This is a genomic window from Pseudoalteromonas sp. C2R02 (genome assembly GCF_018860845.1).
Taxonomy (GTDB): domain Bacteria; phylum Pseudomonadota; class Gammaproteobacteria; order Enterobacterales; family Alteromonadaceae; genus Pseudoalteromonas.
In genome coordinates this window covers 82,265-95,231 of the sequence record NZ_JAHKQC010000026.1, presented here as the reverse complement: position 1 = coordinate 95,231, position 12,967 = coordinate 82,265, and the positions used below count along the sequence as shown (strand labels likewise).

General features: G+C 37.0%; 10 protein-coding genes. 5 read left to right on the top strand and 5 right to left on the bottom strand.

Annotation, left to right across the window (positions count from 1 at the left end; all coding sequences use genetic code 11):
• The first annotated feature begins 120 nt into the window (after positions 1–120).
• Entirely contained in the window at positions 121–2,712 is a 2,592-nt protein-coding gene (acnB, locus tag KO527_RS08995; protein ID WP_216039977.1) for a bifunctional aconitate hydratase 2/2-methylisocitrate dehydratase, read from the top strand.
• 194 nt (positions 2,713–2,906) lie between these two features.
• On the opposite strand, the gene KO527_RS08990 is transcribed toward acnB, so the two are convergent.
• The 5 genes from KO527_RS08990 to KO527_RS08970 all read right to left on the bottom strand — a co-directional run bounded on the left by KO527_RS08990 (position 2,907) and on the right by KO527_RS08970 (position 9,148).
• Complete coding sequence (locus tag KO527_RS08990) at positions 2,907–4,586, bottom strand: EAL domain-containing protein (protein WP_216039976.1); 1,680 nt, start codon at positions 4,584–4,586, stop codon at positions 2,907–2,909.
• 155 nt (positions 4,587–4,741) lie between these two features.
• Complete coding sequence (accC, locus tag KO527_RS08985; RefSeq protein ID WP_216039975.1) at positions 4,742–6,085, bottom strand: acetyl-CoA carboxylase biotin carboxylase subunit; 1,344 nt, start codon at positions 6,083–6,085, stop codon at positions 4,742–4,744.
• A 15-nt stretch (positions 6,086–6,100) separates the two neighbouring features.
• A complete protein-coding gene (gene accB / locus KO527_RS08980) occupies positions 6,101–6,556 on the bottom strand; it encodes an acetyl-CoA carboxylase biotin carboxyl carrier protein (RefSeq protein WP_216039974.1) in 456 nt (151 codons plus the stop codon).
• A gap of 24 nt (positions 6,557–6,580) precedes the next feature.
• Entirely contained in the window at positions 6,581–7,033 is a 453-nt protein-coding gene (gene aroQ, locus KO527_RS08975; protein ID WP_042146938.1) for a type II 3-dehydroquinate dehydratase, read from the bottom strand.
• A 315-nt stretch (positions 7,034–7,348) separates the two neighbouring features.
• Positions 7,349–9,148: a protein-disulfide reductase DsbD gene (locus tag KO527_RS08970; RefSeq protein ID WP_216039973.1), complete on the bottom strand. Its 1,800-nt coding sequence runs from the start codon at positions 9,146–9,148 to the stop codon at positions 7,349–7,351.
• Between the two features lie 306 nt (positions 9,149–9,454).
• Between KO527_RS08970 and KO527_RS08965 the strand changes: the two genes are divergently transcribed.
• From KO527_RS08965 to KO527_RS08950, 4 genes are all read left to right on the top strand, one after another.
• Positions 9,455–9,979, top strand: coding sequence for an FxsA family protein (locus KO527_RS08965; RefSeq protein ID WP_216039972.1), 525 nt, complete (start codon positions 9,455–9,457; stop codon positions 9,977–9,979).
• Between the two features lie 124 nt (positions 9,980–10,103).
• Positions 10,104–10,391 carry a co-chaperone GroES gene (locus tag KO527_RS08960; protein WP_042146947.1) on the top strand — a complete coding sequence of 96 codons (288 nt, stop codon included), beginning with the start codon at positions 10,104–10,106 and terminating at the stop codon, positions 10,389–10,391.
• A 56-nt stretch (positions 10,392–10,447) separates the two neighbouring features.
• Entirely contained in the window at positions 10,448–12,103 is a 1,656-nt protein-coding gene (gene groL, locus KO527_RS08955; protein WP_216039971.1) for a chaperonin GroEL, read from the top strand.
• Positions 12,104–12,540: 437 nt separating this feature from the next.
• Entirely contained in the window at positions 12,541–12,951 is a 411-nt protein-coding gene (locus tag KO527_RS08950) for a hypothetical protein (RefSeq protein WP_216039970.1), read from the top strand.
• Positions 12,952–12,967: the final 16 nt, after the last annotated feature.

Sequence of the window (12,967 nt, the reverse complement as noted above, 5' to 3'; positions counted from 1 at the left end):
TCACTTTCATCTAGCGAAAAAAATCGTATACTTTTGATATGTTTTTAGTCTGATTAATAAACATCTTCTGTAACTCTGCTAGAGTTGTTGAATATAAGGACGTCACCAAGAGGGCATATCATGCTTCAAGAATATCGAAATCACGTAGCAGAACGTGCAGCACAAGGGATTGTACCTAAAGCACTAGATGCAGAACAAACTGCAGATTTAGTTGAATTAGTTAAAAATCCACCTACAGGCGAAGAAGAGTTTTTATTAGATCTTTTAACTAATCGTGTACCTGCTGGTGTTGATGATGCTGCCTATGTTAAAGCTGGGTTTCTAGCTGGGGTAACTCAAGGTGAAGCAAAATCTCCAATTTTATCTGCAGAAAAAGCGACTGAACTGTTAGCTACTATGCTTGGTGGTTACAATATTCAACCTTTGATTGAGTTATTAGGTGATGAGGCATTAGCAGCAACTGCTGCCAAAGGTTTATCTCACACATTATTAATGTTTGATGCATTTTATGATGTGAAAGAATTAGCTGAAAAAGGCAATGTTGCAGCTAAGCAAGTTATGCAATCTTGGGCTGACGGTGAATGGTTTACGTCTAAAGATAAGGTAGCTGAAAAAGTTACTGTAAAAGTATTTAAAGTCACAGGCGAAACAAATACCGATGATTTATCTCCTGCCCCTGATGCTTGGTCACGTCCTGATATTCCGCTGCACGCTAAAGCCATGCTTAAAATTGCACGTGATGATATTAATCCAGATGATGACGGTAGTATAGGCCCGATAACGCAAATTGAAAAATTGCAGCAAGAGGGGATCCCACTGGCTTATGTGGGTGATGTTGTTGGCACGGGTTCATCTCGTAAATCGGCTACTAACTCTGTTTTATGGTTTATGGGTGATGACATTCCTTTTATTCCTAATAAACGTGGTGGCGGTGTATGTTTAGGCGGTAAAATAGCGCCTATCTTTTATAATACAATGGAAGATTCAGGTGCATTACCCATTGAATTAGATGTTCAAAAAATGAATATGGGTGATGTTATTGATATTTACCCTTACGAAGGTCTTGTAAAAAATGCTACTGGCGAAGTGATATCAACATTTGAACTTAGTCCTGTATTATTAGATGAAGTGCGTGCTGGTGGTCGTATTCCACTGATCATCGGTCGAGGTTTAACAGGCCGTGCTCGTGAAGCATTAGAGTTAGCTGAAACTGAGTTATTTTCTAAACCAGAAGACATCGCTGAATCGACTAAAGGATATACGTTGGCTCAAAAGATGGTTGGTAAAGCATGCGGTATTGAAGGTGTTCGTGCGGGTCAATATTGCGAGCCTAAAATGACAACTGTAGGCTCTCAAGATACAACCGGTCCTATGACACGTGATGAACTAAAAGACTTAGCATGTTTAGGTTTCTCTGCAGATTTAACGATGCAGTCTTTCTGTCATACATCAGCTTATCCTAAACCTGTAGATGTATTAACACATCATACTTTACCTGACTTTATGATGAATCGTGGCGGAGTATCACTACGCCCTGGTGACGGTGTTATTCACTCTTGGTTAAACCGTATGTTATTACCTGATACTGTAGGAACTGGGGGAGACTCTCATACACGTTTCCCATTAGGTATTTCGTTTCCTGCAGGTTCAGGCTTAGTAGCTTTTGCTGCAGCGACAGGTGTTATGCCATTAGACATGCCTGAGTCTGTATTGATACGTTTTAAAGGTGATATGCAGCCGGGTATTACTTTACGTGATTTAGTACATGCGATTCCTTATTACGGCATTAAAAATGGTCTTTTAACCGTTGAAAAGGCGGGTAAAGTCAATGAATTCTCTGGTCGGGTATTAGAGATTGAAGGTCTTAAAGGTTTAACTGTTGAGCAAGCATTTGAGCTTTCGGATGCATCGGCTGAGCGTTCAGCTGCGGGTTGTTCAATTAAGTTAGAAGAAAGTGCTGTAGCAGAATATCTGGAATCTAATATTGTGATGCTTAAGTGGATGATCAGTGAAGGTTACGGTGATGTACGTACAATTGAGCGCCGTATTGCCGGTATGCAAAAATGGTTAGCTGATCCTTCACTTATGTCTGCAGATGCAAACGCTGAATATGCACATGTGATTGAAATTGATTTAGCAGATATAAAAGAACCAATTGTATGTTGTCCAAATGATCCCGATGATGCAAAACTATTATCAGATGTCGCTGGTGTGGCGGTTGATGAAGTATTTATTGGTTCATGTATGACGAATATTGGTCATTTTCGCGCCGCGGGTAAATTGATCGATAGTTTTGGTGGTACGTTACCAACACGAATGTGGGTGACACCGCCAACTAAAATGGATAGCGCACAATTAAGCGATGAAGGTTACTTTTCTATTTATGGAAAAGCCGGCGCACGTATTGAAGCGCCAGGGTGTTCTTTATGTATGGGTAACCAAGCTCGTGTAGCAGATAAAGCAACTGTTTTATCAACATCTACTCGTAATTTCCCTAACCGCTTAGGTAATGGTGCCAATGTATATCTGACTTCTGCTGAACTTGCTGGTGTCGGTGCCATTTTAGGTAAGTTACCTACGCCAGCAGAGTATATGCAATATGCAGCAAAAATAGATGCAACAGCTGCGGATACTTATCGTTACTTAAACTTTCATAAAATGGAGCTCTATACTAGAAAAGCGGATGCCGTTATTGTTCAGCAACTAGTGTAGCTGATTTATAAGCGAGACTTTAGCCTTGCTAATTGTAATAGCCATAAAAAGCCTGCTACTTAGTCAGGCTTTTTTGTTTTTGATATGTTGTTAATCTATGGAAAGGTATTGATTTTTACAGTTTCTGTTAGTTTATTGATTTGTATTTTAAGGTTGCCACGATGTGGTCTTAATTGATCTAGGTAGCAGAACTATTATAAAATCAACTTCTCAAATTCGTTTAATGGGATAGGTTTAGAATATTTAAAACCTTGTACTTTGTCGCAGTTATTCTCAATTAAAAATGTTTCATGGAACTCATCTTCAATACCTTCTGCAACAACGCTTGTTCCGAGGTTGTGGGCTAAATCTATAATTGCTTTTGCTAAGGTGCGACTTTGTGGCTTTTTTTCTAGTGGAATAATAAAACAGCGATCAATTTTTAAAATATCTAAAGGCAGGTTTACCAGCTGGCTAAAACTAGAATATCCGGTACCAAAATCATCTATGGCAATTCTAAAACCCATCCCTTTAAGTTGATGTAAAATCTCTAAGTCTTGTCCTGCATCTTCCATTATAGCAGTTTCTGTGATTTCTAGCAGGATGTAAGCAGGGTTAACACTTGTACTCTCTAAGGTTGCTTTAAAATCTTTTAATAAATTATTATCCATTAGTTGTCGGGTGGATACATTGACTGAAATGTATTCAAGTTCGCCTGAATCAAACCTATGTTGCCATTTAATCATCAATTGACAGCACTGTTGAAATACCCATAAGCCAATGTCGTAAATAAAACCGTTTGTTTCAGCCAAAGGAATAAAGTCTGCCGGAGAGATTAACTCGCCCTTATGTATCCAGCGAATAAGCGCTTCACCTCCGGCAATTTTAAAAGGGCTAAGATGATAAGAGGGTTGGATCACGATATGAAACTCTCCACTTGCTAATGCATCGTGTAAACCCATTGCGATACTGAGTTTTTGTCTGGTATCTGAGTGCATTGAGTCTTTAAAAAATATCCACTGATCTCGACCCAAATCTTTAGCGCGATACATAGCTGCATCGGCATCTTTTAATAAATCCTGAGCATTTTTAGAGCCTGCATCATCAAAAGCGATGCCAATGCTTGCAGTCGCAACATATTCAATGTTTTCTAATGTCATAGGCTGATGTAATGAATCTAAAATATCATTTACTATGTCAACAACTTCATCTTGATTGCTTAGTTCTTCACAAAGAATAACAAATTCATCGCCCCCAAACCGGGCAACAGTATCATGAGGGCGAGCAGAATGAGATAAAATATCTGCTATGATTTTTAACAGTCTATCTCCCATCTCATGGCCATAAGTATCATTTACTAATTTAAAATTATCTAAATCTATAAATATAAGCGCAATATGGTTTTGTTCTATCACTGTTTGTTGAATTGCATCTTGTAGCTTAGTTTGTAAAAGTTGTCTGTTAGGTAATTTAGTCAGAGGGTCGTGAGTTGAAGACCAAAGCATATTTTCTTGTATTTTAGCTTTTTCAGTGAGGTCATTTATGGTGACACATAAAAGCCATCGCTCATTGATTTTTGTTTTGTTTAAATGTAAAAGCGCAGGAAAAGGGGTGCCATTTTTTTGATTGCATATGACCTCTTTCGCATCATTATTTTGCAATAAATTATTTTCAGCTAGAAAGTGAGTTAAATCACAGTTGTTTGGTTGATCTTGGCTACTTGTTATTAGTCTGGCAAATTCTTTACCTTTAAGTTCTTGTGAATTAAAGTTAAAAAGTGTTTTTGTTTTTTTGTTAGCCCAAAGGATTTGTCCGTCATCATTTAAAATTACCACTGACTCTTTTACCATATCGAGTGCATGGCTAAATTCATCAGCTGATAACGCATAGTGCATAGCGACACTCTTCCTTAAATATTCAGTATCAAATTTCTTTGTCTAAGTGTAGTACAGGAAAGCAGCTTTGTTGATCTTGTTGGTTTTAAAATTAAATGTACAAAAAAGCCAGCAAATGCTGGCTTTATAATTAGTTCGGTTAATAAGTTATTAACTTATTGTAGACCTAATTTCTTTTCTAAATAGTGGATGTTTGTACCACCATTTTGGAAGTTTTCATCGGCTAAGATTTCTTTATGTAATGGGATATTAGTTTTAATACCTTCAATTACTAATTCATCTAAAGCGATTCGTGCACGCGCAATCGCGATATCACGGTTTTCACCATAAGTAATTAACTTACCTACCATAGAGTCATAATATGGTGGTACGCTGTAATCAGCATAAATATGGCTATCCCAACGTACACCTAAACCACCGGCAGGGTGGAAACGTGTAATTTTACCCGGTGAAGGAATAAATGACACTGGATCTTCTGCATTAATACGACACTCAACAGCATGACCTTTAATCACGATATCATCTTGAGTGAGACTTAGCGGTTGACCAGCAGCTATTTTTAGTTGCTCTTTGATTAAGTCAACACCAGTAACCATTTCAGTTACAGGATGCTCAACTTGAATACGTGTATTCATTTCAATGAAGTAGAATTCGCCATTTTCATATAGGAACTCAAATGTACCTGCACCACGATAATTAATATCGATACATGCACGTGTACAACGCTCACCAATGAATTTACGCATTTCTTCAGTAATACCTGGTGCTGGCGCTTCTTCAACTACTTTTTGATGACGACGCTGCATAGAACAATCACGCTCACCTAAGTGAATTGCATTACCTTGACCATCAGCTAATACTTGCACTTCGATATGGCGTGGGTTTTCAAGGAATTTCTCCATGTAAACCATTGGATTACCGAAGAATTGCTGTGCTTCACTTTGCGTTAATGCAATAGAATCAATTAATTCTTCATCGTTACGTACAACACGCATACCACGACCACCACCACCACCGGCAGCTTTAATGATCACAGGATAACCAATGCGTTTTGCAATTTGCAGGTTACGTTCAGCATCTTCAGTCAATGGACCGTCTGAGCCTGGTACACATGGTACACCGGCTTTACGCATCGCTTTGATTGCTTCAACTTTATCACCCATGATGCGAATAGTATCGCCTTTAGGACCGATAAAGATAAAACCACTTTGCTCAACTTGGTCAGCAAAATCAGCATTTTCAGCTAAAAATCCGTAACCTGGGTGTATCGCAACAGCATCAGTAACTTCAGCAGCGGCAATAATGCGAGGGATATCTAAGTAACTTTCTAAAGCAGAAGGTTTACCGATACAAATCGTTTCATCGGCTAACAATACATGTTTTAGATCTCTGTCTGCAGTAGAATGCACGGCAACAGTTTTGATGCCAAGCTCTTTACAGGCACGCAATATACGAAGTGCAATTTCGCCTCGGTTTGCGATAACAACTTTATCTAACATAGCGTTTGCCTTAGATTATTCGATGATAAATAGTGGTTGATCAAATTCGATTGGATCTTCGTTATTAACTAAAATCTCTTTGATCACGCCAGCTTTATCAGCTTCGATTTGATTCATCATTTTCATAGCTTCTAAAATACATAAAGTATCGCCAACATTTACTGTAGAACCAACTTCTACATATGAAGGCGCTTCAGGAGAAGCTGAACGATAGAAAGTACCAACCATTGGAGATTTAACAACGTGACCAGAAATTGCTGCTGGAGCGCTTTCTGCTGCTGGTGCAGCAACTGCAGGAGCAGCTGCTACTGGAGCCGGAGCTGCAATTGGTGCTGCCATTGCTTGAGTCATAACAGGAGCTGGGCTGTAACGGTTAATACGTACTGATTCTTCACCTTCAGTGATTTCTAATTCAGAAATACCAGACTCTTCAACTAGCTCAATTAATTTTTTTATCTTACGAATATCCATGGATAAACCCGTCTCTATTTTATATTAATGTGTGTTTTGCAATTGGTTTGCCGCGGCTGTTAAAGCCATGGAATAACCCATTGCACCAAATCCTACGAGTACGCCTTGTGCAACATCAGAAAAATACGAGTGATGTCTAAAAGCTTCTCTTTTGTGAACGTTTGATAAATGCACTTCATAAAAAGGTATATCAACACTTAGTAATGCATCTCTTAAAGCGACACTGGTATGTGTAAATGCGGCGGGGTTAATAATAATAAAATCAACCTTGCCCCAAGCTGAATGTATACGCTCTATTAATGCTTGCTCACCATTACTTTGGAAGTGCTCCAGCTCAATATTAAGCTTAAGAGCTTGTTGCGTTAATGATGCGGTAATATCGTCAAGGGTTTGTGAACCGTACGTTTCAGGCTCTCTTTTACCTAACATATTTAAATTTGGTCCATTTAGGACTAAAAGTTTAAATTTAGCAGTCATTTTCTGCGAACTTTCCTTAAATGTTGTGAGTGTCGTTGTTTTTTATGATTTGAGTCATAACTTAATAGGTTCTGACTTAAATCGCAACTTTTTATCACGTTCAGCAACGATTATAGTTATTTCAAAGAAAATAGCAGCAAAATACTGGTCTAATCAGTAAAAAGTCAGGTGTGAAGCTTAATGCCGATAATACAGCTGGGGAGATTTAGTTTATCTTTAAAAAGGTGACATTAAATCTTTAACATAAAGATAGAGAGGTTTGATAAAAGCAGAGCTAAAATTTTATAATTTAATTTTAGCTCTTTAAGTTTTTTGCTATTTTAATTTATCTAAATGCGCTGAAAAATTATCAGCATCCATAAAGCCGGTGACACGTTCAGACGTGAGTTCAACACCGTTTTTATCAAAAAACAAAATACTTGGTAAACCAAACACATTAAAGTGTTTCATAAATGCCATATTAGTATCATTGGCATCGGTTAAATCTACTTGTATTAATTCATAACCAGAAAATGCTTTAAGTACCTTAGGATCGGTAAAGGTATAATGTTCAAATTCTTTACAAGCAACACACCAATCAGCATATAAATCTACCATAACTAATTTATCGTTTTGATTGGCAAGCTTAATCGCTTCATTAAGTTCAGCTAAATCAGCGACTTTTATGAATTCTCCATTACTTTGTTCACTAGTGATGGTTTGGGTTTGCTGACTTGGCGCAGTATCCGTTGTTAAATAAAGTTTCTGTAATAGGCTTAGCGCTGAAAATAATATAATAAAAGCACTTAACCATAATATTGTTTTACCCTTAGCTTGTGTTGTTTGCGTATGCCAATAATATAAATATGTTGCAGTTGCTATCATAAGTATTGCGCCTAAAGTTAAAATAATATCAAAACTTAAAATACGCTCTAACAATATTAAAGGTACAACTAACATGATAAAACCAAATAAGGTTTTAACTTGATCCATCCAACTACCAGACTTAGGCAATAGCTTACCACCAGAAGTGCCTAATAATAATAAAGGTAAACCCATGCCCATACTCAATACATATAGCGTGATACCACCTACAAAATAATCACCATTTTGAGCGACATATAATAAAACACCTGAAAGTGGTGCGGTTGTACAAGGCGAAGCGATTAAGCCGGATAATACTCCCATTAAAAATACACCAACATAATTGCCACTTTTTTGCTGATTACTCATTTGCGTCAAACGCGACATCCAGCTACTTGGTAGTCTTATTTCAAATAAACCAAACATAGATAGCGCTAAAACAACAAACAATAAACTAAAGCTGATTAATACATAAGGGTGTTGTAAATAGGCTTGTACTTGACCGCCTAAGGTTGCAACGACCAAGCCTAATAAGGCATATGTGATTGCCATGCCTTGTACATAAACAAAAGATAAAGCAAAAGCACGTTTTGTAGATAATGAGCCTGATTGTCCTGCAATTAGGCTAGATAAAATTGGAAACATTGGGAATACACAAGGTGTAAATGCCAAACCTAAACCTAAGAAGAAAAATACAATGAGGTTTTTAGTGAATCCTTGTTGCGATAATTTATCGGTAAGCGACAATTCATCGTTATTACTTTGTGAAGTCGTAGTCATGTCATTAGAAGGCGTTGTTACTATTTTATTAGCTGCATTGAGTGTACTTAATGGAATTGAGATAGTTTCTGGCGGGTAACATAAACCGGCTTCAGCGCAGCCTTGATAGCGAATTTTGACGATCGCGTTGTCTTTAATATCTGAGATAGGAATAACAAGATTTAATGCATTAAAGTAAACCTGAGTTTTACCAAAAAACTCATCTTCTATCCATTGTCCATCAGGTAATTTAGGCTGTTCAAGGTTGGCCTCTTTAGCAATAAATTGTAGCTTTTTTTGATAAATATAATACTCAGGCGCGATTTCCCAATTAATAAAAAGCTTTTCGCCTTGTTGATCAAAGTCTAGCTTAAATGCTTCAGAGACAGGTAGAAAAGTTTGCTGTGGTGGAGCCATTAAATCATCTAGTATATTGTTAGCATAGCTAGCGTTAGGGGTTAATAAACTGACAAATAAAAGCAAAGATAAAAATATTGAAGATATAAAACGCATTGAACTGTTACCTCATCAAGTCTAGTAAATAGTTAAGACTTATACTTTAAATAGCCTAAACGATAGGCTGCTGTCATATTTTATATTTTTAAATAAATTAAGTGGATTTGACTCATTTAAAGAGTTTAAAAAATCAAACTTAATACAAACTTAAACTATACAAACAATGACTTAATTTTTAATGTTGTATTTATACCTTAGTTTGCTGAGCAAATCAGCAAAATAAGCATAAACTTGGGTTGAAAAAAGACCGCTTAACCCTCATTTATATTTCGTTATATGTAATTTATTTTCTCTGAGGTTAGTATGTTTAAGGCATTATTATTAGTTTTTATTATTATTCCGATAATAGAAATTGCATTATTAATTCAAGTAAGTGAGGTAATTGGGGGTTGGAGTACAATCGCCTTAGTCATCATCACTGCATTTATAGGTGCTAAATTAGTTAAGCAGCAAGGCACTGATGCATTAAAGAATGTGCAAACTCAAATGGCGCAAGGTCAAATGCCAGCGCAAGATTTATTTTCTGGCTTATGCGTTATTATTGCAGGTGTATTATTAGTAACACCTGGCATAGTCACTGACATTTTTGGTTTTTTATTATTAACGCCATTAATACGTAATAAAATGGCCGCAGGCATTTTAAAGCAAGTTGCAGCTAAAGGCGCATCATCTGGCGCGCATGGTTTTCACTTCTCTTCAGGTGGTTTTAATCAAAGTCCGTTCAATCAAGAACAGAATCAAGAAAATAGCCAAGGGCAAACTTATGAAAATGAACCTCAAGTACCAAAACCAAAAGTGCTTGAAGGTGAATTTCAGCGAAAAGAGTAATTTTTATCTAATTTTTAAGCTTTTTTGCTTGGGATAAATAAAATCATCCCCATAAATATAATCAAATATTATTGTTGCAATAACTAAGCGCAATATTAAGAATCAACATTATTAGGAATAAAAAATGAACTTACGTCCATTAAGTGATCGCGTTATCGTAAAACGCTTAGAAGAAGAAACAAAATCAGCTGGCGGCATTGTATTAATGGGTTCAGCAGCAGAAAAGTCTACTCGTGGCGAAATCGTTGCAGTAGGTAATGGTCGTATTTTAGATAATGGCGAACTTAAAACATTAGAAGTTAAAGTTGGCGAAACAGTTCTTTTTGGTCAATACATCGAAAAAACTGAAAAAATTGAAGATCAAGAGTACTTGATCATGCGCGAAGATAACATTGTTGCAATCGTAGAATAAATTTACAAAAAATTTATTGATTCTCAGAACAGATAAAAATTTTATAGGAATTCAAAATGTCAGCTAAAGACGTAATTTTTTCAGGCGATGCTCGTGCAAAAATGCTTGCGGGTGTAAACATTCTAGCAAATGCAGTTAAAGTAACTTTAGGTCCAAAAGGACGTAACGTTGTATTAGATAAATCTTTTGGTGCACCAGTTATCACTAAAGATGGTGTATCAGTTGCTAAAGAAATTGAACTTGCAGATAAGTTTGAAAACATGGGCGCACAAATGGTTAAAGAAGTTGCTTCTAAAGCCAATGATGCTGCTGGTGACGGAACAACAACTGCAACAGTATTAGCGCAAGCAATCGTAAATGAAGGTTTAAAATCAGTTGCTGCTGGTATGAACCCAATGGATCTTAAGCGTGGTATCGATAAAGCAGTAGCAGCAGCTGTTATTGAATTAAAAGAAATTTCACAACCATGTTCAGATACGAAAGCAATTGCACAAGTAGGTACTATTTCTGCAAATTCAGATACTGAAATTGGCGATATCATTGCAAACGCAATGGAAAAAGTAGGCAATGCTTCAGGTGTTATCACTGTTGAAGACGGTCAAACTTTAGAAAATGAATTAGATGTTGTTGAAGGTATGCAGTTTGATCGTGGTTACTTATCACCATACTTCATTAACAATGCTGAGAAAGGTGTAGTTGAACTTGATAGCCCATTCATTTTATTAGTAGATAAAAAAGTATCGAGTATTCGTGAGCTTTTACCAACACTTGAAGGTGTTGCAAAAGCAAGCAAGCCATTACTAATTATTGCTGAAGATCTTGAAGGCGAAGCATTAGCAACATTGGTTGTTAATAACATGCGTGGGATCGTTAAAGTAGCAGCTGTTAAAGCACCTGGTTTTGGTGACCGTCGTAAAGCTATGTTACAAGACATCGCAATCTTAACTGGCGGTACAGTAATTTCTGAAGAAATTGGTCTAGAGCTTGAAAAAGCACAAATGGAAGACCTAGGTACAGCTAAGCGTGTTGTTATCTCTAAAGATGATACAACTATCATTGATGGTGCTGGCGAGCAAGATGGCATTTCAGGTCGTGTTTCACAAATCAAAGCACAAATTGAAGAAGCAACTTCTGACTACGATAAAGAAAAATTACAAGAGCGCATGGCAAAACTTGCCGGTGGTGTTGCTGTAATTAAAGTTGGCGCTGCAACTGAAATTGAAATGAAAGAGAAAAAAGACCGTGTTGAAGATGCATTACATGCAACTCGCGCAGCGGTTGAAGAAGGTGTTGTTGCCGGTGGTGGTGTTGCATTAGTACGTGCAGCAAGCAAATTATTAGACCTTAAAGGTGATAACGAAGATCAAAACCACGGTATTAAAGTTGCACTACGTGCAATGGAAGAACCACTTCGTCAAATCGTATCAAACGCAGGTGATGAAGCATCAGTTGTTGTAAATAACGTTAAAGCTGGCGAAGGTAGCTATGGTTACAACGCAGCTTCTGGTGAATACAACGATATGATCGAAATGGGCATCCTAGATCCAACTAAAGTAACACGTTCTGCAATACAGTACGCAGCGTCAATTGCTGGTCTTATGATCACAACAGAAGCTATGATTGCTGATGTACCACAAGAAGCAGCTGCACAAGCAGCTATGCCTGATATGGGCGGCATGGGTGGTATGGGCGGAATGGGCGGCATGATGTAATTTATGCTGGTCTAAATTCTTAATTACTGCGTTGCTTTATTGCTCGTTTAAGAAAACACTAAACGTCGTAAAAAAGCGCCTTGTACTAAAGGATTTATCCTACGCATAAATGGCTATCGCTATTTTGCTAAAAAAAACCTGCTACGGCAGGTTTTTTGTTTTTGAAATAAAACAAATGAGGTCTAAATTCTTAATTACTGCGTTGCTTTATTGCTTGTTTAAGAAAACACTAAACGTCGCAATAAAGCGCCTTGTAAAGAGTTTATCCTACGCATAAATGGTAGTTGCTATTTTGCTAAAAAACCTGCTTCGGCAGGTTTTTTTGTATCTGCGATCTTTTTTAGATCATTTTCACTATTTTGATCTTTGGCATGTTTCTTGTTTAATATTTGTTAAGGTGAGTAAGTGACAAATTTTTGAACTTCAATGGAGGCAATATGCAAATTAATAGTGAATTATTGACTAATGTAACGGCAAGCCAAGAAACAAATAAACAAATTTTAGATATGTTAAAGCTAGATCATGACGGTGATATTCAGTTTCATGTTTATCATACACAAGCAGACGGTAAAGAGGTTTACTGTTGTTTATCTGGTGGCGTAGTAGAAAATAATGAAATTGTGTTTACACCTGTAGGTTTAGGTGCGTTTGAGGCTTTAACAAACGTAAAAGTTGAACAAGATAATTATTATGCTGAAGAGCTAAAAGTTGAAAATGGTTCTATTCAAGCGCAAATAGAGGCTGTTTTTAACAAAGTGCCAGCTGATTCAAAAGTATGTTTTGTCGGTGATATGACGGGTAGTTTAAAATCATCAATTTCAGAGATATTCCCACTTGCTTTAAATTGAGTGGTTTAAGTTAGCG

Bases quoted from the DNA above. Each gene is read 5' to 3' on its own strand.
- acnB (WP_216039977.1), top strand. From the start codon at position 121: ATGCTTCAAGAATATCGAAATCACGTAGCAGAACGTGCAGCACAAGGG.
- KO527_RS08990 (WP_216039976.1), bottom strand. From the start codon at position 4,586: ATGCACTATGCGTTATCAGCTGATGAATTTAGCCATGCACTCGATATG.
- accC (WP_216039975.1), bottom strand. From the start codon at position 6,085: ATGTTAGATAAAGTTGTTATCGCAAACCGAGGCGAAATTGCACTTCGT.
- accB (WP_216039974.1), bottom strand. From the start codon at position 6,556: ATGGATATTCGTAAGATAAAAAAATTAATTGAGCTAGTTGAAGAGTCT.
- aroQ (WP_042146938.1), bottom strand. From the start codon at position 7,033: ATGACTGCTAAATTTAAACTTTTAGTCCTAAATGGACCAAATTTAAAT.
- KO527_RS08970 (WP_216039973.1), bottom strand. From the start codon at position 9,148: ATGCGTTTTATATCTTCAATATTTTTATCTTTGCTTTTATTTGTCAGT.
- KO527_RS08965 (WP_216039972.1), top strand. From the start codon at position 9,455: ATGTTTAAGGCATTATTATTAGTTTTTATTATTATTCCGATAATAGAA.
- KO527_RS08960 (WP_042146947.1), top strand. From the start codon at position 10,104: ATGAACTTACGTCCATTAAGTGATCGCGTTATCGTAAAACGCTTAGAA.
- groL (WP_216039971.1), top strand. From the start codon at position 10,448: ATGTCAGCTAAAGACGTAATTTTTTCAGGCGATGCTCGTGCAAAAATG.
- KO527_RS08950 (WP_216039970.1), top strand. From the start codon at position 12,541: ATGCAAATTAATAGTGAATTATTGACTAATGTAACGGCAAGCCAAGAA.